Source organism: Hyphomicrobium sp. 01T421 (assembly GCF_056398805.1).
In genome coordinates this window covers 926,449-948,967 of the sequence record NZ_JBFTQC010000001.1, presented here as the reverse complement: position 1 = coordinate 948,967, position 22,519 = coordinate 926,449, and the positions used below count along the sequence as shown (strand labels likewise).

Annotated in this window: 23 protein-coding genes; 14 read left to right on the top strand and 9 right to left on the bottom strand. The window is 58.1% G+C overall.

The window, feature by feature from the left end; translation table 11 throughout:
* Nucleotides 1-241: 241 nt before the first annotated feature.
* From AC1DK3_RS04380 to AC1DK3_RS04365, 4 genes are all read left to right on the top strand, one after another.
* Nucleotides 242-1,330 (top strand): ABC transporter ATP-binding protein, encoded by a 1,089-nt coding sequence (locus AC1DK3_RS04380; protein WP_477191057.1) that lies wholly within the window; start codon nt 242-244, stop codon nt 1,328-1,330.
* 18 nt (nt 1,331-1,348) lie between these two features.
* Entirely contained in the window at nt 1,349-2,512 is a 1,164-nt protein-coding gene (locus AC1DK3_RS04375; protein ID WP_477191056.1) for a polyamine ABC transporter substrate-binding protein, read from the top strand.
* Between the two features lie 102 nt (nt 2,513-2,614).
* The gene (locus AC1DK3_RS04370; protein ID WP_339085253.1) at nt 2,615-3,481 is read left to right on the top strand and encodes an ABC transporter permease; all 867 of its coding nucleotides are present in this window, start codon (nt 2,615-2,617) and stop codon (nt 3,479-3,481) included.
* Complete coding sequence (locus AC1DK3_RS04365) at nt 3,481-4,314, top strand: ABC transporter permease (RefSeq protein ID WP_477191055.1); 834 nt, start codon at nt 3,481-3,483, stop codon at nt 4,312-4,314. The genes AC1DK3_RS04370 and AC1DK3_RS04365 overlap by 1 nt, the downstream gene beginning before the upstream one ends.
* Before the next feature lie 11 nt (nt 4,315-4,325).
* Here AC1DK3_RS04365 and AC1DK3_RS04360 read toward each other — a convergent pair whose 3' ends face one another.
* The gene (locus tag AC1DK3_RS04360; protein WP_477191054.1) at nt 4,326-5,132 is read right to left on the bottom strand and encodes a ribonuclease HII; all 807 of its coding nucleotides are present in this window, start codon (nt 5,130-5,132) and stop codon (nt 4,326-4,328) included.
* A gap of 92 nt (nt 5,133-5,224) precedes the next feature.
* On the opposite strand from AC1DK3_RS04360, the gene AC1DK3_RS04355 reads away from it, so the two are divergent.
* A complete protein-coding gene (locus AC1DK3_RS04355; RefSeq protein ID WP_477192871.1) occupies nt 5,225-5,443 on the top strand; it encodes a ChaB family protein in 219 nt (72 codons plus the stop codon).
* 188 nt (nt 5,444-5,631) lie between these two features.
* A complete protein-coding gene (locus AC1DK3_RS04350) occupies nt 5,632-6,051 on the top strand; it encodes a CBS domain-containing protein (RefSeq protein WP_477191053.1) in 420 nt (139 codons plus the stop codon).
* 101 nt (nt 6,052-6,152) lie between these two features.
* Here the strand turns inward: AC1DK3_RS04350 and AC1DK3_RS04345 are convergent, their stop codons facing one another.
* The gene (locus AC1DK3_RS04345) at nt 6,153-6,686 is read right to left on the bottom strand and encodes a MarR family winged helix-turn-helix transcriptional regulator (RefSeq protein ID WP_477191052.1); all 534 of its coding nucleotides are present in this window, start codon (nt 6,684-6,686) and stop codon (nt 6,153-6,155) included.
* A 329-nt stretch (nt 6,687-7,015) separates the two neighbouring features.
* On the opposite strand from AC1DK3_RS04345, the gene AC1DK3_RS04340 reads away from it, so the two are divergent.
* On the top strand, nt 7,016-8,773 hold the full coding sequence (locus AC1DK3_RS04340) for a putative bifunctional diguanylate cyclase/phosphodiesterase (RefSeq protein WP_477191051.1): 1,758 nt from the start codon (nt 7,016-7,018) through the stop codon (nt 8,771-8,773).
* A 10-nt stretch (nt 8,774-8,783) separates the two neighbouring features.
* Here AC1DK3_RS04340 and AC1DK3_RS04335 read toward each other — a convergent pair whose 3' ends face one another.
* From AC1DK3_RS04335 to AC1DK3_RS04320, 4 genes are all read right to left on the bottom strand, one after another.
* The gene (locus AC1DK3_RS04335) at nt 8,784-9,236 is read right to left on the bottom strand and encodes a chemotaxis protein CheW (protein ID WP_477191050.1); all 453 of its coding nucleotides are present in this window, start codon (nt 9,234-9,236) and stop codon (nt 8,784-8,786) included.
* A 67-nt stretch (nt 9,237-9,303) separates the two neighbouring features.
* A complete protein-coding gene (locus tag AC1DK3_RS04330; RefSeq protein ID WP_477191049.1) occupies nt 9,304-10,977 on the bottom strand; it encodes a methyl-accepting chemotaxis protein in 1,674 nt (557 codons plus the stop codon).
* Between the two features lie 583 nt (nt 10,978-11,560).
* Nucleotides 11,561-12,130, bottom strand: coding sequence for an HdeD family acid-resistance protein (locus AC1DK3_RS04325; RefSeq protein WP_477191048.1), 570 nt, complete (start codon nt 12,128-12,130; stop codon nt 11,561-11,563).
* A gap of 122 nt (nt 12,131-12,252) precedes the next feature.
* Nucleotides 12,253-12,561: a hypothetical protein gene (locus tag AC1DK3_RS04320; RefSeq protein WP_477191047.1), complete on the bottom strand. Its 309-nt coding sequence runs from the start codon at nt 12,559-12,561 to the stop codon at nt 12,253-12,255.
* 403 nt (nt 12,562-12,964) lie between these two features.
* Between AC1DK3_RS04320 and AC1DK3_RS04315 the strand changes: the two genes are divergently transcribed.
* The 3 genes from AC1DK3_RS04315 (at nt 12,965) to AC1DK3_RS04305 (ending at nt 17,028) form a co-directional block, all read left to right on the top strand.
* Nucleotides 12,965-14,512 (top strand): cytochrome P450 family protein, encoded by a 1,548-nt coding sequence (locus AC1DK3_RS04315; RefSeq protein WP_477191046.1) that lies wholly within the window; start codon nt 12,965-12,967, stop codon nt 14,510-14,512.
* Nucleotides 14,513-14,681: 169 nt separating this feature from the next.
* Complete coding sequence (locus AC1DK3_RS04310) at nt 14,682-15,386, top strand: YoaK family protein (protein ID WP_477191045.1); 705 nt, start codon at nt 14,682-14,684, stop codon at nt 15,384-15,386.
* Between the two features lie 106 nt (nt 15,387-15,492).
* Nucleotides 15,493-17,028: an FAD-dependent oxidoreductase gene (locus tag AC1DK3_RS04305; RefSeq protein WP_477191044.1), complete on the top strand. Its 1,536-nt coding sequence runs from the start codon at nt 15,493-15,495 to the stop codon at nt 17,026-17,028.
* A gap of 30 nt (nt 17,029-17,058) precedes the next feature.
* Here AC1DK3_RS04305 and AC1DK3_RS04300 read toward each other — a convergent pair whose 3' ends face one another.
* A complete protein-coding gene (locus AC1DK3_RS04300; RefSeq protein ID WP_477191043.1) occupies nt 17,059-17,322 on the bottom strand; it encodes a hypothetical protein in 264 nt (87 codons plus the stop codon).
* A 538-nt stretch (nt 17,323-17,860) separates the two neighbouring features.
* On the opposite strand from AC1DK3_RS04300, the gene AC1DK3_RS04295 reads away from it, so the two are divergent.
* Nucleotides 17,861-18,268 carry an Hsp20/alpha crystallin family protein gene (locus AC1DK3_RS04295; protein WP_477191042.1) on the top strand — a complete coding sequence of 136 codons (408 nt, stop codon included), beginning with the start codon at nt 17,861-17,863 and terminating at the stop codon, nt 18,266-18,268.
* Between the two features lie 88 nt (nt 18,269-18,356).
* On the opposite strand, the gene AC1DK3_RS04290 is transcribed toward AC1DK3_RS04295, so the two are convergent.
* Entirely contained in the window at nt 18,357-19,052 is a 696-nt protein-coding gene (locus AC1DK3_RS04290; RefSeq protein WP_477192870.1) for a DUF2092 domain-containing protein, read from the bottom strand.
* Nucleotides 19,053-19,407: 355 nt separating this feature from the next.
* Here AC1DK3_RS04290 and AC1DK3_RS04285 point away from each other — a divergent pair, with 355 nt between their 5' ends.
* The 3 genes from AC1DK3_RS04285 to AC1DK3_RS04275 are packed head-to-tail and all read left to right on the top strand — an operon-like array spanning nt 19,408 to nt 21,381.
* On the top strand, nt 19,408-20,547 hold the full coding sequence (locus AC1DK3_RS04285; protein ID WP_477191041.1) for an FUSC family protein: 1,140 nt from the start codon (nt 19,408-19,410) through the stop codon (nt 20,545-20,547).
* Between the two features lie 27 nt (nt 20,548-20,574).
* Nucleotides 20,575-20,964 (top strand): fluoride efflux transporter CrcB, encoded by a 390-nt coding sequence (gene crcB / locus AC1DK3_RS04280; RefSeq protein ID WP_477191040.1) that lies wholly within the window; start codon nt 20,575-20,577, stop codon nt 20,962-20,964.
* Nucleotides 20,965-20,976: 12 nt separating this feature from the next.
* A complete protein-coding gene (locus AC1DK3_RS04275) occupies nt 20,977-21,381 on the top strand; it encodes a CrcB family protein (protein WP_477191039.1) in 405 nt (134 codons plus the stop codon).
* Nucleotides 21,382-21,387: 6 nt separating this feature from the next.
* Here AC1DK3_RS04275 and AC1DK3_RS04270 read toward each other — a convergent pair whose 3' ends face one another.
* Complete coding sequence (locus AC1DK3_RS04270; protein ID WP_477191038.1) at nt 21,388-22,473, bottom strand: hypothetical protein; 1,086 nt, start codon at nt 22,471-22,473, stop codon at nt 21,388-21,390.
* Between the last annotated feature and the right edge of the window lie 46 nt (nt 22,474-22,519).

Here is a 22,519-nt window from a genome sequence, read left to right as displayed (position 1 = left end):
CCCAAGTCCGGATAGCACTTGGCGATAACGTTCCTCAGTTAGATCGACGATTGATCATTGTGCCTGTCGATCAGGCGGCCGGATCACATTGTGGTTCTAGTCAAGGGCTGACTCAGGGTGCCGGCGAAAAATTGCCGTTGCGGTAACGGGGCCGCTTTGCTTTATCTGTCAGGAAACTTCATTCACTACTAAGATCGATCGCCACGCCACTGGGGTTAAGGAAACACACCGGGAATCCTGTTTGCACAATGACATTGAGTTCCGTTCGGTCACCAAGAACTACGGTGCGGTAACGGCCGTTTCGGATGTCGATCTGCAAGTACCGAAGGGGGCCTTTCTCGCGCTCCTCGGCCCTTCGGGCTGTGGGAAGACGACGTGCCTGCGGATGATCGGGGGCTTCGAGCAGCCCACCTCTGGTACGGTATCGATCAGCGGACGGGAAATGAACGGCATCGCGCCGTACCGCCGTCCCGTCAACATGGTGTTCCAGCACTACGCATTGTTTCCGCACCTCAATGTCGAGCAGAACGTCGGCTACGGCCTGAAGCAGATGCGCCCTCGCATCGAGGCGTCCGAGATTGCGCGGAAGGTAGCCCTGGCACTCGAGATGGTGCGCCTTGGCGGCTTCGCGCAGCGACGCGTCCATGAGCTATCCGGCGGACAGCAGCAGCGGGTCGCGCTGGCGCGGGCCATCGTAAACAAGCCCGCCGTTCTCCTGCTCGACGAACCGCTGGCGGCGCTCGACAGAAAGCTCAGAACCGCCATGCAGATCGAGTTGCAGACGCTGCAGCGCGAACTCGGCATCACCTTCGTGCTCGTCACGCACGACCAGGAGGAAGCCTTGTCGATGGCGGACGTCGTGTGCGTGATGAATGCCGGCCGCATCAGTCAGCTCGGCACACCGCAGGAGGTCTACGATCGCCCGGCCGACCTGTTCGTGGCGGACTTCGTGGGCAAGACCAACCGCGTCACGGCGCGGCTCGAAGCCGATGGCCAGACCTTACGGCTCGCCGATGGCTCCGCAATCAACGTGGGTGAGCGGCGGGGCATGACTGCAGGCGATGCGATCCTTGCCATTCGCCCTGAAGCCATTCGCGTCGATCGCCATGCCAACCCCGGCGCCACCGGGTTCCAAGGCACCGTGACAAACCGGATATTCCTCGGCTCGACCGCCGAGTATTCGGTCGCCGTTCCGGGCCTCGGCGACTTCTTGATTACGTCCGACCGCCGCAACCTTCACGAAAGCGAACTCGTCGAACCGGGGCAGACGGTCTTCCTCGGCTTCGATCCCACCACTGCACATCTCTTTCCGGTTTCAAGCGCCACCTGACCATAGGGGAACACGCACATGACCAAGAAGCACAGGGAAAATCTGCCGATCTCGCCTGACGACTTCATGCACGAGTTCATGCGCTTCAAGCGTGGCTCCGTGACCCGGCGCCACTTCCTCGGCGTCACCGGTCTCGGCCTCGCAGCAGCTGTGATGTCACGCAGCCCAGGCGCGTTTTCGACGGCCGCATACGCCGCGGAAGACCTCGGCACAAAGATGTCGATCGCCACTTGGCCGAACTACCACGATCCAGCGACATTCGAAAATTTCAAGGCCGCTACAGGCGTCGCGGTCGAGGTCAATGTCTTCGGTTCGAACGAAGAGATGTTGGCCAAGCTGCAGGCCGGCGCTACCGGCTGGTCGCTCTTCGTGCCGACCAACTATACGATTTCGACCTATCACAAGATCGGTCTGATCGACGAACTCGACCTGTCGAAACTATCGAACTTCAGTGCGTCAACCGAGAACCCGCGCTTCACCAAGGAAGGGCAGATCGACGGGAAGACGTATGCGGTGCCGAAGAACTGGGGCACCACGGGCTTTGCGGTCAACACCTCCAAGATCAAGACGCCGATGAAGACCTGGAAGGACTTCTTCGAGGTTGCCCAGACCGAGGGCGATCATCGCGCGATGGTGCACGATTACCAGCTGACCACGATCGGCAATGCGCTGGTGGCGCTTGGCTTCGGCTTCAATTCGATCAAAGCCGACGAACTCGCCAAGGCGGAAGAACTGCTCATCAAGGTCAAGCCGCATCTTTTCGCGATCAACAGCGACTACCAGCCCGGCATGCGCGCAACCGATGCCTGGATGACAATGTGCTGGACCAACGACGGCGCGCAGCTCAATCGCGACATACCGGCGATCGACTACGTTCTGGGTACGGACGGCGGCGAGATCTGGACGGATTACTACGCTATCCCCAAGGATGCTCCGAACAAGGCGGCAGGCTATGCGCTGCTCAATTACCTGATGGATCCGCAGAACGCGGTGAAGGAGCATATCGCCAACGGCGCTCCGACCACCGACAGCCGGGTGATCTCGCTGCTGCCTAAAGAGGTCGTGTCGAACAAGATCGTCTATCCGGATGAAGCCGCGTTGACGCCGCTTGAATTCGGCGCGGCCGTGACGCTGACCGATCCGGGCCGGGCCGAGCTGATGGCGCGCTTCAAGTCCGCCTAAGCAAGTCCGACCCAGTTGCCTTTGAGACCACAGTCCGGTCCTCGTCATTACGGCGAGAACCGGACGGCCTCAGGGAAAGCACTTCCCGAAAGCCAAGATCACATGGCGGTTTCAGCCGAGAACAAGAGAAGGTTGGTGACCGCGGCCCTGGTCGGGCCCGCCGCGGTCTGGCTATTTACGTTTCTCGTGCTGCCCTTCACCGCCGTCGTCATATTCGCATTTGGCGAGCGGGCACCGGAGGGCGGCTATCAACCCGCTTTCACTCTTGCGCAGTTTGCCAATCTCGGAGCCCGCTCCGCAGCCTTTGTAAATACGCTGACGCTCGCTCCGATCGGGGCGCTCGCCTGTCTGCTGATCGCCTATCCGGTCGCTTATTATCTGGCGATCAAGGCCGATCAAAAATACCGGATGTTCCTCATCTCGCTGATCGTCATACCGTTCTGGACGAGCATGCTCGTGCGGACCTACGCCTGGATGTATCTACTTGGCGCGCGCGGAATTCCTCATCTTCTCGAACTCGCAGGCATCGACGATGTGCGGCTGCTGAATACGCCCGGCGCGGTGCTGCTCGGCATCGTCTACGGCTACCTGCCGCTGATGATCCTGCCGATCTACGTCAGTCTCGAAAAGCTCGACCGGCGTTTGCTCGATGCTTCGGCCGATCTTGGCGCGTCGCCCATCTCGACCTTTTTTGGCGTCACGCTGCCGTTGTCGCTGCCGGGTGTGATGACGGGGGTCGCACTGGTCACGATCCTTCTACTTGGCGAATATCTGATCCCTCAGCTCCTCGGAGGAGGAAAGGTTTTCTTCATTGGCAATGCGCTGGTCGACCTCTTCCTGCAATCGCGTAATTGGCCGTTCGGATCTGCCATTGCCGTCACACTTGTCGTGGTCGTCGTCGCTGTGCTTCTGGTGGCCATGCGCATCGCATGGCGCGTCTCCGGCACGCGTCAGGTGGATCTGATCTGATGCGAGCGCTGGTTTTCGCCCTGTATCTGTTCCTCTATGCGCCGATTGCACTGGTGGTGCTGTTCTCGTTCAATTCCGGCCGCAATGCGAGCGAGCTCGTCGGCTTCTCGACGCAATGGTACGGCCGGGCGCTTTCCAATCCTTTCCTCATGGATGCCCTTCAAACCAGTCTCATTGTCGCCTTCACCAGCGCGAGCCTTGCCGCGATTTTCGGCACCATGGCGGCGATCGGCTTAGAGCGCCTCGGTCAACGGACAAGAGCCGTCTTCGACGGGCTGCTTTCCGCTGCGATCGTCGTACCGGGCGTCGTCATCGGCATCGCAACGCTGGTCGCGCTCGTGGAGCTGTTCTCGTTTTTGAATCCCGCGATCGCCGCTGTTTGGCCCGGCACCGATCCTCCGAAGCTTGGCCTCGGCTATGGCTCAATCGTCGCGGCGCATGGTTTGTTCACCATGGCTCTGGTGACGATGATCGTGAGGGCGCGCCTCGCAAGCCTCGGCCGGGACATCGTCGAGGCATCGAGCGACCTTTACGCGACCCCGCTGACAACGTTCCGCGAGATTGTATTTCCGCAGATCGCTCCATCCATCCTTGCCGGGTTTCTGCTCGCCTTCACGTTTTCCTTCGACGACTTCATCATCGCGTTCTTTGTGGCCGGCTCGAAAACAACGCTGCCGATTTACGTCTTCGCCTCGATCCGGCGCGGCATCACGCCCGAGATCAATGCTATCGCGACGATCGTTCTCGTCGCCTCGCTCGTCCTCATCGTCATGGCCCGCTTCCTGACGCGCGAGAAGAAGCTCAAATCCGGCGACGTGGCTCAAAAAGCCTGAGCTGAGCCCGCTTACGTCGATGGAGCTGACGCAGGAAGTCCAGGCAGCCCGAGCACTTCTCTTACCGGTGCGAATGAACGGCGATGTATGGGGCAAGCGCCAAGCCTCTTCAGAGCAGCGACATGCTCGCGAACCGGATAGCCCTTGTGTTTCGAAAAGCCGTAACCCGGGTGCTCGGCGTCGAGCTTGTCCATCAGCTCGTCGCGTGCCGTCTTGGCGAGAATGGATGCCGCGGCGATCGTCAGACTTTTCGCATCGCCGCCGATGATAGCCTGCTGATCTATGTTGACGTCCTTGATACGGCGCGCATCGATCAGAAGATGTTCGGGAGCGGACCGAAGCCCTTCGACCGCACGGCGCATCGCGAGGATGCCAGCCCAGTAGATATTTATTGAATCGATTTCGGCGACTTCCGCGAAGCCTACCGACCAAGCGAGAGCGGACTCCTTGATTTGCACGGCAAGCCGATTGCGGGCCGCAGCGCTCAGCTTCTTCGAGTCATCGATGCCCGGAATCCGCGAGCCAGGTTTGAATATTACGGCAGCTGCGGCGACAGGGCCTGCAAGTGGGCTCATACCCGCCTCGTCGATGCCCGCGATGTGCACGATGCCTTTCGCCCACAGCGCGTTCTCATACCGCAGTAAATTCCGAAGACGCTGACCCTCGGAGCGATTTGCAAAGCGCCGGCGCGCAATGGCTTCCAAGATGGCTTTGGCGCCTGATCGAGGATCAGCCGCGAGCGCCAACTCGGTGACCGCATCAAGAGGTTGCGCTTCGATCAAATAGCGCTGTCGTATGTAGGCGAGTGAGATGGTCATAACCAGATAAACATACTCAGAACGAGGGCTACGAGTTTAGCGTCATTTGGGTGCAAATTTCGGTCAAGTTTTGTTCTCCGGAGAAGTCCGAAATGCCTTATCCGAACAATCATAGCCTGCCGCCGTCAGTTCGTGATCACCTTCCTGAACACGCTCAGGATATTTATCGCGCCGCATTCAATCATGCGTTCGAGGCGCACATCGGCGATCCCCGACAGGAGGAGGCCTCGCATCGTATAGCATGGGCGGCCGTCAAGCGTGATTACGTGAAGGTCGGGCCTCGTTGGGTTGCGCGAAGCGATGTGGAATGACCCATCCTTTCTTTCCCGTGCCGGCATCGAGATCAATTGTTCTAGACGCTAGCGTTTGCCGTGAACGATGCGCGGTTTCGGCAGTTCTTCATCCAAGTTGCGGCGTTGGAGGCGCATGGTCGTGTCGATGACGTGCGATCGGCCGCTCAAGAGATTTTAAAACTGGATGCATGAAGGGAGTTACTGCCATGAAAGTGATGGAGGCAATGCACAAAGGTGCAGAATGGGTCGGCCCGGAAACGCCGCTAAACCAGATCGCGCAGATGATGAGAAACCTCGATATCGGCTGTCTACCCGTCGGGAAAAACGACCGGCTCGTCGGCATGGTGACCGATCGCGACATCATATGCCGAGGGCTCGCAGACTCTGCCGATCCGTCGAAGCTCACCGCCGAAAGCGTGATGACCAAGGGCATCGTCTACTGTCAGGCGGAAGAGGACCTTGAGGATGCACTCCACATCATGGAAGAGAAGAAAATCCGGCGCTTGCCCGTCATCGACGATAATAAGCGGATGGTCGGGATGCTGAGCCTCGGTGACATTTCGCATTCTGTCCCTCGCGATCTTTCCGGCGAGGTGATCTCTGCGGTGTCAGCTCATCACCAATGATGGGCTCATCCGGCCCGTAACGCTGCGCGACCGGTCGACGCCCGGCCATGTGATTGGGATTCAGCCGGTTGGCCGCCGTCAGATCGCGCTTGCCGTTGCGGTCAACCCGGACCCCGACTTTGAGGGCTCTGAAATTCGCGCAGCGCCTGAAAGTTTTTGCAGAGATAGCTAAGTTCGGCTTCCGAAATATAGAAATTCAAAAGTTTGCAAATATATTGATTGCTCCGGGCGGCGTTCGGGCCCCTCGCCTGGCGAGTCAGTAGAAATGCGCAATCCCTGCACGTACCGAAGGGACGGCGCGGTTGCTCTCCGCCGATATTCGCCAATAGATAGCGCAGAAAATCGCGAAGATGCAGCATGTCGGCGGCGCTTAGATCGTCAATCTCCTGCCCAAGGTGCGCGAGCGGATCCTCTTCCATGACCGCACGTCCCGCTTCGGTAATCGTAAATACCGAGCTTCGTGCATCGCGCGCAGAGATATCGCGCTCAACGTAGCCAGCTTGTTCGAGACATTTGATCGTCTGTGAAGCCGTGCCCGCGGTGGTCGCCTGATACTGAGCCAGTCCCGTGAGGGTACGGCTGTAGGCGTTGGATCGCGAGAAATAGCGAAGGGCGATCCACTGCGCGGCCGTCAATTGGTCTCCGTCGTTTTCCGCAAGTAGCGCGCGACTCAACTGCAAAAGGACGTCAACAACCTCTTTCGCAACCATTCTTCCCCCGAACCAGCAGAGCCTTCATACGCGAATCCTGCCTCCCAAAGTCAACAAAAATTATGGAAAATAAACTGGGATCGAACCGACCGAAACGAAAGGAACTCGTTTCGTATCGCAAGCATCGATTTTCGCGGTGACTCAATATGTCCGGCCGATAGATAGCGTCGACGCAAATTACTCGCCGATTTAGAATTTGCTTCACCATATCGCTCTCACACTGCAGGCGACTGCTTGCAGTGGAAAATTGCCAAATGAGCTTCGTCCCCGGAACAGAGCACGACGAGAAGAATGGAGACGTTCTCTCCTTCGGGGCATTGCGGAGCGATCTACGGCTTACCGTCGAGCAAGAACTCGCCTCGACAATCCTTTCTTGCACGCACGAAGCCGTCATCATAACCGATGCCAGCGGCAGCATCATCAGCGCCAATGCAGCGTTCTCGCGGATAACGGGCTACTCGGCTGACGATATCCGCAACCAGAACATTCGCGTTCTTCAATCCGGCATGCATCCGAAGTCGTTTTATGAAGCAATGTGGACTTGCCTCAAGGCGAATGATTGTTGGCATGGCGAAATTTGGAACAGGAAGAAAAACGGGGACATTTATCCGGCGCTACTCACAATCAGCGCCGTCCGTTCCGAGGCTGGCGAGCTGACGCACTATGTCGGCAGCGGCGCGGACCTCACTCCGATCAAATCATCACAGCGGGAACTCGAACGCCGCGCGCAACACGATGACCTGACCGGACTTCCAAATCGGCGCCTTCTCACGTCGCGACTTGATCAGGCGCTCGCGCGGGCACATGCCAAGCAATCAACGGGTGCCGTCATTTTCGTCGGTCTCGACCGGTTCAAACTTGTCAACGACAGCCTCGGGCATTCCGCCGGAGACGAGGTTTTGATACGCGCAGCCGAGCGCCTTTCCTCCTGCGTGCGAACCTCAGACATGGTTGCCCGGTTCGGAGGCGACGAGTTCGGGTTGCTTTGCGAAGGGACGCCGCGCTCAACGCTTGGCGATCTCGTCAGCAGGATTTTAGATCAGTTATGCCAGCCGTATTTTCTTTCCGGGGGACGGCAGGTGTGGCTCGGCGCAAGCGCCGGGATCAGCCTATTTCCCGATGACGGACGGGACGCTGCGTCGTTGATACAGTACGCAGACGCGGCGCTCTATCACGCAAAGTGCGCTGGCAAGGGCACGTATCGCTTCTTCTCGACCCGCCTGACGGAAGCAGCCAACACACGGCTTTCGGCTGACCTGCAATTGAGGCAAGCGCTCGCGTGCGAAGAGTTCATTCTCCACTATCAGCCTCTCGTTTCTATGCCCGGCGGCAAGGTGACGGGTTTTGAGGCCCTGGTCCGCTGGAAGACTGCGAGCGGTAAGGTCGTGCCGCCGGGGGATTTCATCCCGGCCGCCGAAGAGACGGGACTTATCGTTCCGCTTGGCGAATGGGTGCTTCGGACCGCGTGCCGCGATATGAAAGAACTTCTTGACGGCGGTGCGGACCTCAAGACGATGGCGGTCAACGTGTCGGCTCAGCAGCTCCGCAACGCCGGATTTGTCGATACGCTTCAAAGCATCCTGAAGGAGTTCGATCTCAACCCTTCCGTGGTCGAACTCGAAATAACCGAAGGCACGCTCATGGGGCAAGGCAAAGCCCCTGTGGCTATCCTTCATGCTTTAAAGGCCTTGGGATTGCGCCTCGCCGTCGACGACTTCGGCACCGGCTATTCGTCGTTGGCGTATCTTCAAAAGCTGCCGATCGACAAGCTCAAGATCGACCGCAGTTTCGTTTCGGATTTGGAATCCGGCGGTGCGGCGCAGGCCATTGCCGCGGCCATTATCGGTCTCGGCCGGAGCTTACGCCTCGAGGTTCTCGCGGAGGGCGTCGAAAACCGCTTCCAACTGGACTTTCTCGTGAACAACGGATGCAGAGAAGCACAGGGATATTATTTCGGACTTCCTGTCCCTAAGGAAGCACTGCCTGCTTTAGGGGGGATCAAGTGGAGGTGAGAGGCAGCCGCTAGGCGGCGCGCTGATCCACAGTCGGCAGCACCGTATTCAAGGCAAGAAGGCTGATCATGCGGCCGTCAATCGGGATGACGCCACGCACGAATGACTTGGCCATATCAGAGGCGACTTCGGGCGTCGGCTGAACTTGCGCCAAATCAATTGTCAGAATGTCGGAGACGCCATCGACGAGCAGGCCAATCACTTGCTCGCCCTGCTGAGTGACGACGATGGCGTGACGCGCTGTTGGCTCGGCCGGCGAGAATCCCAGCCGGGCCGCGAGATCGATAATTGGCAGCACGATGCCACGCAGGTTGACCACGCCGCATAGGAAACTCGGCGCATGAGGCAGCGGAGTGGCCGGCGTCCAGCCACGGATCTCCCGCACCGCCACCACGTCTATACCGAAGTCCTGGTTGCCTACGCGAAACGCCAAAACTTCGAGAGTTTTCGTTCCCTCAGTCATTTGGTTCTCGATCATTGTTCAGCCTCGGATCGGACTTCGATCAATCATGGTCATGCGTCGAGAAACGTTAAAATTCCTCCCATCCCTCCTCCGGTTTGCGCGCTGCGGATGAACCTCCCGACGAGGACGACGCTTTCAAAGCCGTCGCCCGGACGTCGCGCCTGGACTTTGCCGCGCCGGGCTTCACGTTCGATTGCCGCGCCGCCGTCATTTGAGCCGACGTTTGCCTCAGCGCCATAATCGACGAGTTCTGATTGACCTTGAACTCACTCATGAGGTCTGAAAGTTGGTTCGTCTCCTCAGTCAGCGAGTGGCAAGCGGCCGTCGTTTCTTCGACCATCGCCGCATTTTGCTGAGTGGTCTGATCCATGGCGTTGATCGCGGTGTTGATTTGCTGCAATCCACTGGCCTGCTCCTGGGAGGCGCCGGCTATCTCGGCGATCATCTGATTGATGCCGACGACATGGGAAATAATCTGCTCCAGCGTCTTGCCGCTTTCGGCAACATAGCGCGCGCCCTGCTCGACCTGTCCACTCGATGTCGAGATGAGCGTCTTGATCTCTTTGGCTGCTTCAGCCGAGCGCTGCGCGAGGGCGCGGACCTCGGAAGCAACCACAGCAAATCCGCGTCCGGCGTCGCCTGCGCGCGCGGCTTCGACACCAGCGTTCAGCGCGAGCAGATTTGTCTGAAAGGCGATTTCATCGATCACACTGATGATCTGAGTTATCTGCCTTGAAGATTTCTCGATGTTACCCATCGCATCGACGGCTTGGCGAACAACTTCGCGGCTCGACTCGGCGGCGTTCTTGGCTGCTGCGGCCGTATCGCGGGCATGGGCTGCGCCCTCCGACGACTTTTTGACGGTCATCGTGATCTCTTCGAGAGCAGCCGCCGTTTCTTCGAGGCTGGCCGCCTGCTGCTCCGTGCGGCGAGAGAGGTCGTCGGCGGCGGCCGCTATCTCGTGAGTTCCCGACGTCATCTTCTGCGAGCTTGCGATGACGGATTGCAAGGTCTCGTCGAACTGCTCGAGAGCCGCATTGAATTCTTTCTGCAGCTTATGATAGGCGTCCGGGAGATCGTCGGTCAATCGGAACGACAGGTCTTTTGCGGCGAGTTTTGCGACCGCCGCCCCAATCGAAGTGGACACCATGGCGCGTTCGCGCCCGATCGCCTCCTCTTCGGCTTTTCGCTCCGCCTCGCGTCTCGCCTGCTCTGTCCGGATACGCTCGGCTTCGGCGTCCTCCTCGTACTTGCGTCTCGCTTCCTCGGCGGCCTCGACATAGACAGAAATGGAGAAATCCATGTCGAGCATCATTGCCTTGACGAGCGCACCTACGCATCGCCCGACGCCGTCGGCGTCATTTTTCTTCCGGCCAAAAGAAAATCCGGACGGCCACATTTCGTTGACCACCGAACGAATGAGGTGTTCGACGACGATGGCATAACCACCAATATACCACCGCGGCTCAAGTCCGATGCGTGCATGCGTCTGGCCAACTCTGCGCACATTGGCAACGTAGCGTGCGTCGAAATCCGCATTGCTGATGGACGCCCAGTGGTTGACCTGGGCCGACTTGGCCGCAACCATGTGCGTCTCGCTTTTGAAGAATTTCCGCGTTTCCGGAGTTTTGCGGATCATCTCGTAAAACATGCCGAGCGCCACGGGCAGCTCACGGTCGATGATGGGTTTAATGCTACGGATGCTTTTGCATCTCTCGTCGTCGAGTTGAATAAAGGACATGCGTTCGGCCAAACCGCCATCAGATGCAGAAGCCGCGTTGTTATGCGCACCGTGACTCATATCGCCCCCCGGGGTTTATGCCCAATGTCCGTTTGCAATTCTCAATCTGATATCGCGCGCGCTATTGCCTTGTGGCTTCCCTAGCCCCATGCCTCAACAATTCGCCACGCATCAGCCGAATAGAATCAGTGCGCTGATTTGCCATCGATCGGCGTGCCGATAATGAGGATCGGTAATATTTTGATGCATTCGCTTGTGGCTGAAATGGAAGCCTATGCGTCACGCAACCATATGCTTTCGATTCGAAATCAACAGTCTGCTGAAATCGGCAAGGCACGAGCTTTTGACTGATCAGTTCCGTCGCCACGCTAGCGGCTCGCTGACCAATAGCTCGGCTTCGTCGAAATGGAGCGCTTAATCGACGACTGCGGCAAGCGTTTGAAGAGCGCGAGGTCCGCACCGCGAGCTTCACAGTCGAGCTTGTGAGCATCACATCTTCCGCCAGCCATCGTCCCCTCATGTCGAAGGCTGGCATCTGCCGCTCAATTGCCGGACGGCGCTCACCCGGATTGTGCCGGATCCGCTAGGCTGGGATGGCGCTTCGCTCGTGACGCAAACGGCCGCCGAGCGATATCCACCACAGGCCGTGAAGCACAAGGTCGATCGCGACCACGAGGCCCAGAACCCACAAACCGCTGGCTGGCCATTTCGAAAGAATGACAAGGCCAGCCGCAATGCCAACTATCCCCGAGACCAACAGCAGCCAACCGTACCATTGCCAGTACTCGACCGCCTGGACGATACGGACGGCCCCCGAGGCGATGAGTGACAGCGCGAAGACCAGAGTGAGTACGACGGAGGCTCGTGCTGGATCGGATACAAGCATCAAGCCACAAACGGCGTACAGAAGTCCTATGAGTAGCCTGGCCACGAAGCCGCGCCAGTGTGGGGCCGCGAAGGCCTGAAATACTTCGGCCGCGCCAGCGATGAGGAGCACAATGCCGATAACAAATGCGCTGATCAGGGTTGCAGCCACGACGTCTCCCAAGAGGAAGAGCCCGGCCACAATAAATACGGCGCCGACCAGCATTGCTCCCCACCAGCTTTGATTTTCTGCTCCCGAATGAGACTCTAGAGTTGGCCTCAATGTCATGGCTATCTCCTAAATACCCTACGAACAAATTGAAAATTCTCAGTTGCGAGCGGCGCCCCTGCTGAGCAGGAAGCGCCGATCGCGATCTTCAATGAACGACCTCAGTCAGGCGCGATAACATTCTACTTGTCCGGTGTGTCCGGGCTCTTCGGGCTCGTCATTTTCGGCACTTCGTTGCTCATTGAGTTCGTGGCAGGAAGTTTGCCTTCGTCGCCCATTCTATGAGACGTGCCTGCGGCGCCCGAGCTTGATCCGGTGCCAGCGCCCATTTCTGGAACTCGAGTATTCACGGCGCCACCTGGTGGAAGCTTGCCTTCTTCGCCGAACGTGTGGCGAGTTCGGTCTGTGGCCGACTGATCTTCGGCGATTGCCAGTGTCGTCGCCGCGGATAGAGAGAGAGCGGCGATTGCGGTCGCGATAATATATTTCATCGTTTGGACTCCTTGGTGATCGGCGATTCCTCCAAGTGTCCCCCGTCTATCGAGAAGTATAGCGCGCCGTGTACGCAATCTGTCTTATGTTTGTATTTAAAAATCGCGATAATTTTTCCTCAGCGTGCCGCGCAATTCAGTTCCAAATCATGCGTCTCCGACTGCATCGTGCGGAGCGGAGAATTGTTAGCGTTAATGCAGCGTGCGGTTGGCAAATTAAAACAGCGAGCGTAATTCTCGCGTTATACGAGACTTTTTTCGTCTGACTATTTCGTCGAATTAAAGCGGCTGCTCAAATGCACTGACCGCGTCTCGCCTGACCACATCCTGTGCGCTTCCCAAGCTTCTAGCCCATCACGCGCTTGTTCTTACGAGGTGTCTCCCCCAACCGCGAGGTATTCAAATGGAACGAAGAGCCTTCCTAGTCGGCACTGCGACTGCTGTTACCGGATTGGCCGCTCGGCCCGCCGCCTCTCAATCTCCGCCCGCCGCCGGACAGCCCCTTGCACCCAGTGACATCGAAGCGGCCGTCGCACGATTGCGCAAGCAATACCTCGCGGAGTTCGATCCCGCCTACGTCGAGAATGTCATCGTTCCGCATTTTCTGGTGAGCACATATCAGGGCGAGCGGCTGCATCTGCCGATGATCGACGTCAAATTCACCAAGGAAAATGCGCTTCCCTATGACCTCTGGGGATTGCTGAGCGAAAGCTGGAAGCCTGCTCCGCAAGACGGCGTCACCGTCTTTCTCCAGGGACTGGAAAAGCGAGGACCCGATAATCGCCGCAAGCGCATTTACATGTCGGCCCTGACGCCGGATTTGTATGGGCCGATGTACAGCGAGAAGGTTGATGCCTTCTTTGACAAGCTGCTCGACGAGCGCAACGCGAACCGGCCTCTGATGCGGCCGTATCTGGAAACGTATTTCGACCTCTACTGGGATTTGCATCTAGGCGTTAAGGGCGACGCCGTTCCGGCAAGAGTTCGCCAGATCGGAGAGAGCTTCAACACCGTTCTTGCGTATCGTGATCCGACGCAGAAGATCGTCTACGACAACTACATGGTCGTGCGCGAGAACCTCGCGTTCCTGAAATCGTGGATCGACCAAAAGATCACCGATCTCAATAGCGGCGCAACGGCCAACCCGGAGAAGACGTTCACTTACTATTGGATCAAGAACGCCGGCGACGGCGAACATTTTGCGCACCAAGATGTGGTCTTCGAAGTCTTCCACAACTTCGTGGCGCTGAGCCAATGGGGAAACACGCTTTACAACATCATGCTCAGGCTCGCGAAAGATAGTGGCGATCCTGATACTCAGGTCTGGTTCAAGAAGACGATGGAAGGCGATTTCGACAACGCCGGAAGCAATGCGTTCACACCGCTCGAGCGGTTCGTCATGGAATTGTTCCGCACGATCACACCGAACGCCGGAAGCATTTCGGCGATGAACGAGGTGAGGACGCCGCCCTATCAGCGATTTGGGTATGTCGTCAGCCCGCATTGGGACACGGGCTTCGATCCTGTGCAGTGGAAGAACCCCGATAAGTTCGACCCCGATCGGTATATCAACGCGCCGACGAGTCATCAGATCAACGAAGCCAAATCCGAGCAAATCGGCTTTGCCAAGTGCCCGTTCGACAGGACGTCATTCGAAGTTCGCGATGGCCGAAAGGCCACCATAAACAATAGCGCGTTTGGCACGGTCTACGGCATCGTCGAAAGCAAGCCGCTGCCTGTGTGCGACCACGCAGGCTTTGCGCCGTTTGGCTTCGGCTATCGGCGCTGCCCCGGCGAGCAGCTGACCATCCAGGTCTTCGAGGACTTTCTGCGGAAAGTGTGGAAGAAGAGGATCGACTTTCAAAAGCTCGACGTCGCCAATCCGGAACCGCTTCCTATCGGTCCCACGACGGTCATCGCGGACAATGTCGGCTTTACCAGGATGGTCTAGCATAAGCCATCGGAGCACTGCAGGCGGCCCACAGTGACCGCCTACGCCCACGCCGGCGCAGAGCGTTATCAAAGCGTTTGATCATCATAGCCGCCATCAAGCGGCTTCCTTGGCTGGAAGCGCCAAGCGAAACCGGTTGCAATCCGCCGTTCGACGGTCGAAAACGTCTGTGATCTTCGCTTTCAGCGCGTTGGACAAAGCTTTGATGCCGTCCGAAAAACGTCTGTTCACGCTGCTAAGCGTGATCGCGGGCATGACTGAACTTCTCGGATATATAACGCTTGGCAATATCTTTGCCGCGCATATGACAGGCAATCTCGTATTGGTCGCCGCTAGCCTCGTCAGCAGCGGGTCAATGAAAATTGCGCAGATGCTCACCATTCCTATGTTTGTCTTGGCCGTCACGGGCACCTCGTTCATTGCAGCACGATCGAAGGCATCTGGCGCTGAACTCTTGCGTCCTTTACTCGTTACGCAATTTGCATTCCTTGTGGGAGTGGTCGTTCTCGCCTGCGCGCTGACGCCCTCTTTGAGGCTGAACGGATTGTTGACCGGCATCGCCGCGATGTGGGCTGTTTGCGCCATGGGGTGCCAATTTACTTTGCGGCATTTCTGCTTTCCCCACGCGCCATCCACTGTTGTCATGACCTCAAATCTGGCGAACGCCGTCCTCAGCTTTGTCGCGGCAATTGCGCGACCGCCGGAGCGCAACGATGATATGCTGTCGTTTGAATGCCATTTTCGCCCCGTCTGCGGCTTCGTGACCGGAGGTGCGTTGGCGGCCCTTGCTGTCTATCATATCGGAAATTTCGCCTGGGTATTACCGGCGGCCTGCGCCTGCATCGCCATCCAGCTTTGTCAGCACAAGGTCTAAGGCGACTGCGCGCGCCAATTGATGACTTCGCCTTTGGGCAGGAATAATTCTGTTGCGGCTAGCCCTACGGTAACTTCACGTTCTTTCAGATGCGGAGACTTATGCGATGTCCGAAACTGCACAGCCAAGTGGGCCGGACTTGACGAAAGGGATCGCTGCCTCGGATCTGTCCTCCGGTGCAATGTTGCTGGGTCATGTCGGCGACGATGCGGTTCTGATTGCCCGGCAGGGCGATGAAATCTTCGCAATCGGCGCAATTTGCACGCATTACAATGGCCCTCTCGCCGACGGCCTTTTGGTCGACGACACGGTCCGCTGTCCGCTGCATCACGCCTGCTTCAGCTTTCGCACTGGGGAGGCATTGCGCGCGCCAGCGCTCAATCCCGTGTCTTGCTGGCGCGTGGAGCGCGATGGCGACATGCTATTCGTGCGTGATAAGTTGAAAGTCGATCGCAAGCATGCGCAGAGCGGCGCCGAGTTGCGGTCGGTCGTCATCATCGGTGGCGGCGCGGCCGGCAATGCCGCCGCAGAGATGTTGCGCCGTTACGGATATGACGGACGCATCACCATGCTCAGCGCGGACGATGCGTTACCTTATGACCGGCCCAATCTGTCAAAGGATTTCCTCGCCGGGACCGCCCCTGCGGACTGGATCCCGCTGCGCTCGGCCGACTTTTACGAGAAGAAGCAGATCGACGTTCGCCTCGGAGCGCGCGTCGCCTCGATCGATGCGACCGCCCGCGTCGTAACGCTGGAGGATGGCTCGCGCGTCGAGTTCGATGCTCTGCTACTCGCTACGGGCGCCTCTCCGGTTCGGCTCGACATTCCCGGCGCAGATCTCGCAAAGCTACGCTACCTGCGCACATTCGATGACAGCGTCGCACTGATCGATAAGGCCAAGACTGCTAAACGTGTTGCGGTGATCGGCGCCAGCTTTATCGGCTTGGAGACCGCGGCGGCGCTGCGCGAGCGCGGCCTCGAGGTGCATGTGATCGGGCCGCAATCGCGTCCGCTGGAACGTGTTCTCGGGCCAGAGCTCGGCGACATGATCAGAGCCATTCACGAGGAGCACGGCGTCAAATTTCACCTTGGCACAAGTGCGGCAGCAATCAACGAGAGAGGCGTCATTCTCAAGAGTGGAGGAGCCATAGAGACGGATCTCGTCGTCGCTGGCATCGGCGTTCATCCCGATGTGGCGTTGGCGTCGCAAGCGGGCCTTCGTGTCGATAACGGTATTATTGTCGATGAGTATCTGCGGACAACCGCGGACGGCATCTTCGCAGCTGGCGACATCGCCCGCTGGCCCGACCCGCATACGGGTTCTTCCATTCGCGTCGAACATTGGGTCGTCGCCGAGCGACAGGGGCAAACGGCTGCGCTCAACATTCTCGGACACAACGAGCGATTCGACGCTGTGCCGTTTTTCTGGAGCCAGCATTACGATGTCGCGATCCGCTACGTGGGTCACGCCGAACGCTGGGACAAGATTGAAATCGACGGCGATCCTGCGGCCCGCGATTGCAAGGTCACATACTTCCAAGCAGGTAGAAAAATAGCGGTCGCTACGGTATCGCGCGATCTCGCAAACCTTCGTGCCGAGGCAGAGCTGGAGCGGGAGATCTTTCAGCGCAGCCAGCGGTAAGCATTCCTCCATTCAGGACTGACTGTCGATCTAACCCGTCGTTCCGGATTTGCGTTTGACGACATCGATCGGACTCGAGGATCCTTCCGCAGCTCGCTCCATCGCGCTTCGATCAGCTTCATCATCCGAATAAAGGTTCTTGACCGCTTCGTCCTGAGCCTTGCTGACAGCATCCTGCCGCTTCCGCGTTCTTTGAACTCCGTAGAATATCATAATGCCGAGAATGATAGGCGCCACGATGTAAGCCAAGACCTGGAACAGGTTGCTGACGCCTTGACTGGTTACGTCGGTCATTGCTCTGACTTTCGAAAACAGGGCGGTCTTGGGTAACAGTCGCTGCTGCTATGAGTTCCAACATTATCGTCGACGCCCCAGAGCGAAGCGTCACTGTTCTGCATAGATCGAGCAGCGCCCGGAGCGAAATCCACGTTGGCGTGCTCAGCACAAATCTCCAGGTTTTGTTCAGAGAACATAAAGATGCTTGGCTAACACTGACCCCTCGCTTAAAGGCCCGGCATTCTGCGACAGGCTGCCGAACAGGCGGCGCGCCAATCGATGCCGTAAAGGCCGCTCGATCAGTTTCAAACGAGCCGGGAGCCACGCACTGCGCGGCGAACGAAGAGGCGAGCGCATCGCGGCCCAACAAGGCAAACGCCGTCGGCTAACTGCATCGCGATAAATGCGGCCCGGCCGGAAACCCGAAACCCCATGATCAAAGCAACGAAAGGATCTCGTCATGAAACTGAGACACCAAGTTCCCTCGACGCTGCGCAATGACATAACCCGCTCAGGCGCTGTACTCTTTGGCCCTTTGCACCGCGAGATCGATCGCTTGTTCGATGATTTTTCACAAGGGCTCGCGGCCCAGCAGAAAATGCCTAATCTGCTGCCCAACATCGATGTTGCCGAAAACAATAAGGAAATCGACATTTCCGTCGAGATGCCGGGACTAGAGCGCAGTGATGTCGACATTTCTCTCGAAGACAACGTGCTGACGATCCGGGGCGAGAAAAAGATAGAGTCAAATCGGGAGGACAAAAATGTTTATGTCAGCGAGCGTGCCTACGGGACCTTTCTGCGAACGATTGAGCTACCGGCCGGCGTCGATTCGTCAAAGGTCAATGCTGCCATGTCAGACGGTGTGCTGAAGATCACCATTCCGAAGCCCGCCCACACCGAAACCAAGAAAATCGAGGTGAAAGAGGGCAAGAACGGCAAGCCGTCTACGCGCGCTCAGTAAGTCACGCGAGTTTACGACCGCAGCGTGAGCATGAGCACATAGTGCCCTGCCGAATTTCGGCGGGGCTTCTTTCAGGGGAAGCGCGTGTCTACTGCGGAGACGCCAATGCACTGCCGACATCGGTCTTCTTGGCTCCCGGCGGCGGCGAAAACACGAAAGTATCCGGATTTAAATTCGGCGCCTTTTCCCAAGTGAATTCGTTGACCTGCGATGTCGCGGCTGGATCGTCCACGTCGCCACTGACGAGCTTGCATGGCAGATGAGGCGCCGGCATCTCTAGCGACACATCCCATTTCTCAACCATCGATGTCACAATGAAGCGATCGCATTCGCGTCCGCCGACCGTTCCTGCGCCCTTGGGGGTAATCTGAATGGAACTTAGCCCGTCCGACGCTTGGTCGAGTGCTGCGAAAAAATCGAAGATGCGCGCCTGAAACCCCATGAGACCGGCAAGCAAGGACATGTTTCCTTGCACCGTCTCACGGGCCGCGACCTGCGCATACGTCCTCTGAGGAATGTTATAAATCGTCAACACGGTGCCATCGGACACATATTCATACGACGCGTTACGGGTCGAAACTTCAATCCGAAACTGATTGGGCTTCCGGACTAGAAAGTGTGCCGACCCTTGCGACTGGATATCCAGGACATTGCTGGATGTCTGGAAGGACGTTTTAAAGTCCATCGTCTGTTCGGCATCTATAAAGGCTCGAAGCTCCTTGAGAGCTGGCGGAAGTGATGAAGCTGCGCCAGGAGCCGATGGAAGGCTTTTCTCCGCCTCCATCGCCGTCTGTGCGCCGGCCGGGGCCACAATTAGACAAAACAAGATATAAACGACTGCGCGACTAAACATGGAACGACGCCCCAGATCTCATATTCATATTTGCGCCAATGACGAATTCAGCACCAGCGCTCTGGCTACTCGAGAATGGCAGATGCGCATTAACATCATTTAGATTTTGATTTTCTTCCGCAAACTTCTCAGCATGTCGTCAATGCGACGTGAAAATTGCGCATGACTATTAATCCGCATGCGTTCTTTTTATCGCCGGCGCCAGACGAAAGCTCACGCGCGGGCCGGAACGCGGCTGCGGCTGCAGCATTAACAAGAATTGGTTCTGCGCCCGCTCGGAGGGAACATGCATTTCCCCAAGATGCCTGTTCCCAGTCCTGATGTTTGGAAGGCCGGCCTACGCACGGCTGTCGCCGGTGGGCTCGCTTATGGTGTCGCGGAGCTTTTCGCCCTTCCCCAAGGCTTTTGGGCCGTCGTAACGGCCGTTGTGCTCATGGGGCAGCCGCGGGTCGGTGCATCACTCAAAGCCGGCGCCGATCGCTTTGTTGGCACGATCGTCGGTGCATTGGCCGGCTTTTTGGTTGCCACGATAACTCCATCGACGGTGCTCGGCACGGCGAGCGGCTTACTCCTTTCCATTGGAGTTCTCGGGATGCTGGCAGCACGCGATTCAAGCTTCCGTGTCGCGCCAATGACAGCGGCGATCGTGCTCATTAGCCCAGCCAGTCATGCCGTCGCCTGGGTCTCTGCGTTGCATCGCGTGATCGAAATTTTGATCGGCTGCATCATCGGCATCCTCGTGTCGCTGTTCGTCGCGCCGGCGCGGTCGGATACGGCAATGCGGGACGAGGCAAACCATGCGCTGACCCTTCTCGCTAAACTGATATCGCTTTCCGTCGATCGCCAGGAAGGCAAGCCGGTCGACAGCGAGATTTCGAAGGCGAACAAAGATATCGACGGTTCATATCGCAAAATCGGGACGCTCACGAAGGAAGTCGCGGAGGAGGAAGCCACCCATATTGCGCGAAGCACTCTCGATCCCGCGAGCCTGCGGCACACTCTGATCGATCTGCGGTCGGCGGTATTCGTCCTTCGCAGCGTCTCCCGGAAGCCGTGGCCGGCGGCGCTCGGCGACGCGATGATCGCCCCGACCCGCATGGTCACGGCTGAGATCTGTGACTACATGCTGGCCCTGGGAGCCGCGATTACCTCCGTTCAGTCCACGCCGTCTAAGGAACTTATGAACACTGCATTTGTCGCGTATTCTTCGGCCGCTGCCGCAGCCCTCGATGCATGGCGAACAGGCGCTAGCCTGCAACCGTCCGGTAAAGCCGGTAAGTCCGCCCTGGCCGATCCGCCAGCTCTCGGCAAGTCCGGCCCCGACTACATTTCGAATGTCTCTTTTGCGCTTGAGCAGATTCGCTACGCGCTCGACGAGCTCGCCGACTGCGTCGATGGCCGCTGCGATGAGGCGACAAGTACGTAACCACACGATAGTCCGAAGGAGGTCACAATGACGGCTCTGGACGTGATGTGGGTTGGCCTCGGCGGCGGGATCGGATCGTTGCTACGTTGGTGGGTCGGACACGTTACAGGACGCGTTTATCACGGCTCCTTTCCACTCGGGACTTTTCTGATCAATATTACTGGCGCCTTCATCATCGGCTATCTATCGGAACTCTTCTCCGTCGACTGGCGTGACCGGTACGGAGCACCTTTGAATTCCGGTGTTCTGACCGGATTCCTCGGCGGCTACACGACCTTCAGCAGTATGCAGCTCGATGCTGCCAAGCTCAACGCATCGGATGGCGCGGGTGACGCCACGTACTATCTGGTGCTGTCGACGATTGTCGGTCTGATCGCCGCGTGGTGCGGGTTCGCGCTCGCCCGACTGCAGGGATAAGGGAGACTGGCGATGATCAATGTCATCATTCTCGTATTCGTCGGCGGTGCGATAGGCGCCATGCTCCGCGAATTCATCATGTTGATGGTTCCACATGTGGAAGGCTTTCCGCTCGACATTCTGGTCGCCAACCTCATAGCTGCGTTTCTGCTCGGGCTGGTGACGGCGCTGCACAAGCGCGCTGTTTTAACCGGCGATGTCAACTCGATGCTCGGCACGGGCGTCATGGGTGGGCTGTCGACTTTCTCGAGCATGATCTATGGCGCGCTCATTCTGATGATGACGTCGACGTCGGAACTGTCGGTCGCGATCCTTTATCTGTTGGCCAACCTGATCCTCGGTTACGTCGTCGTCATTCTCGGTCTGAAGCTCGGCGGCGACGGCGTGACGCCGGTTCCGCGGCCTCGCATTGGGTGAGCGGCATCACGCGGGTTTCGGCGGACTGTGATCAGGCTTGGTATGAGCGTGCGGGAGTATCCAGGGCTCGTCGACCGGCATGCGTGTCGATTTGGCGATCAGGCGAACGCTCTCTTCGAATTCCGCGCGCAGCCTGACGAAATGGGAGCGGCACTCTTCCCGATCGCTTTTCACCGGCAATCCTATTTCGGCAAGCCTGTCGTAAAGGGTGTCGAAATTCGCGATCAGTTTCGGATCGACGCTCTGTGTTGACCAGGCGTCTGCCGGAGTATGCGGATTTAGCTCAACGGCAATGTATTTGAGGCAAACGGTGCCGATACGGCTGCAAATGCGCGCCGATTCCGTATCCTTGTCAGGGAGGCAGGCTGCGAAGAGAGACGCGGAATCGAGTACGGCGGCAGCGGCGCCAACCCAACTCGCTCCACGATAGATCGATGGTACGTAAGCAAGTATCGGCGCGATCGAATGCGTTTCAAAGACGCCGCGAAACCAGATCTCCCATTCTTCCCAGACGCTGTCGTGCTTGAGCTGGCCCGTGCGATGCAGCGTTTCAAGCAGGCTGGACGTGGTGGGCCGCCGACCCGTCCGCGCGTAGAGCCAGCCCACCTTGCGCTCACGGACCTGGACGGCAGCCTGGTAGCCCGGAACGAAGGTGAACAAGAGGATGACAACTGCGAGCCCAATGCCTGCTTCGAAGATTGCGAGGTACTGACCGAGAAGATGCGACGGTGTTTTGTAGCCGAGCGTACTTAGGGCCGAGCCGCTGGAGCTCAGGTCTTCCAGAAAGCCCGGCTCCAGCATCAGACCCCAGAGAATGAAGGTGAACGACATCTGGACAAGAAGGAACCAGCACACGACGCAGATGAAGATGAAGACCGGAAATATCCAGGCCTGAAGCCGTTGCGTCCGCGCATAGTCGCTATCATTCCCGATGAGACTATAGACAAACGACACCGCCGCGGAGCGGGCGCCGATCTCGACGAGATCGGGTTCGCGCCGGTTGATAAGCATTACCCGCACAATCGAACGAAAATAAAAGTATAGTCCGAGGGCGCCGATGATGACGGCCACAACGCGGAATACGGTGTCCATCCAAAAGCTCCGAAACGTGAGCCGAACCGCCTCTCGCAATGGACCG

Excerpts from the sequence above, each read along its gene's own strand:
- AC1DK3_RS04315 (WP_477191046.1), top strand. The coding sequence starts at position 12,965 with ATGGAACGAAGAGCCTTCCTAGTCGGCACTGCGACTGCTGTTACCGGA.
- AC1DK3_RS04355 (WP_477192871.1), top strand. The coding sequence starts at position 5,225 with ATGCCTTATCCGAACAATCATAGCCTGCCGCCGTCAGTTCGTGATCAC.
- AC1DK3_RS04275 (WP_477191039.1), top strand. The coding sequence starts at position 20,977 with ATGATCAATGTCATCATTCTCGTATTCGTCGGCGGTGCGATAGGCGCC.
- AC1DK3_RS04325 (WP_477191048.1), bottom strand. The coding sequence starts at position 12,130 with ATGACATTGAGGCCAACTCTAGAGTCTCATTCGGGAGCAGAAAATCAA.
- AC1DK3_RS04350 (WP_477191053.1), top strand. The coding sequence starts at position 5,632 with ATGAAAGTGATGGAGGCAATGCACAAAGGTGCAGAATGGGTCGGCCCG.
- AC1DK3_RS04340 (WP_477191051.1), top strand. The coding sequence starts at position 7,016 with ATGAGCTTCGTCCCCGGAACAGAGCACGACGAGAAGAATGGAGACGTT.
- AC1DK3_RS04300 (WP_477191043.1), bottom strand. The coding sequence starts at position 17,322 with ATGACCGACGTAACCAGTCAAGGCGTCAGCAACCTGTTCCAGGTCTTG.
- AC1DK3_RS04370 (WP_339085253.1), top strand. The coding sequence starts at position 2,615 with ATGGCGGTTTCAGCCGAGAACAAGAGAAGGTTGGTGACCGCGGCCCTG.
- AC1DK3_RS04375 (WP_477191056.1), top strand. The coding sequence starts at position 1,349 with ATGACCAAGAAGCACAGGGAAAATCTGCCGATCTCGCCTGACGACTTC.
- AC1DK3_RS04365 (WP_477191055.1), top strand. The coding sequence starts at position 3,481 with ATGCGAGCGCTGGTTTTCGCCCTGTATCTGTTCCTCTATGCGCCGATT.
- AC1DK3_RS04330 (WP_477191049.1), bottom strand. The coding sequence starts at position 10,977 with ATGTCCTTTATTCAACTCGACGACGAGAGATGCAAAAGCATCCGTAGC.
- AC1DK3_RS04285 (WP_477191041.1), top strand. The coding sequence starts at position 19,408 with ATGCATTTCCCCAAGATGCCTGTTCCCAGTCCTGATGTTTGGAAGGCC.
- AC1DK3_RS04360 (WP_477191054.1), bottom strand. The coding sequence starts at position 5,132 with ATGACCATCTCACTCGCCTACATACGACAGCGCTATTTGATCGAAGCG.
- AC1DK3_RS04305 (WP_477191044.1), top strand. The coding sequence starts at position 15,493 with ATGTCCGAAACTGCACAGCCAAGTGGGCCGGACTTGACGAAAGGGATC.
- crcB (WP_477191040.1), top strand. The coding sequence starts at position 20,575 with ATGACGGCTCTGGACGTGATGTGGGTTGGCCTCGGCGGCGGGATCGGA.
- AC1DK3_RS04320 (WP_477191047.1), bottom strand. The coding sequence starts at position 12,561 with ATGAAATATATTATCGCGACCGCAATCGCCGCTCTCTCTCTATCCGCG.
- AC1DK3_RS04290 (WP_477192870.1), bottom strand. The coding sequence starts at position 19,052 with ATGGAGGCGGAGAAAAGCCTTCCATCGGCTCCTGGCGCAGCTTCATCA.
- AC1DK3_RS04335 (WP_477191050.1), bottom strand. The coding sequence starts at position 9,236 with ATGACTGAGGGAACGAAAACTCTCGAAGTTTTGGCGTTTCGCGTAGGC.
- AC1DK3_RS04270 (WP_477191038.1), bottom strand. The coding sequence starts at position 22,473 with ATGGACACCGTATTCCGCGTTGTGGCCGTCATCATCGGCGCCCTCGGA.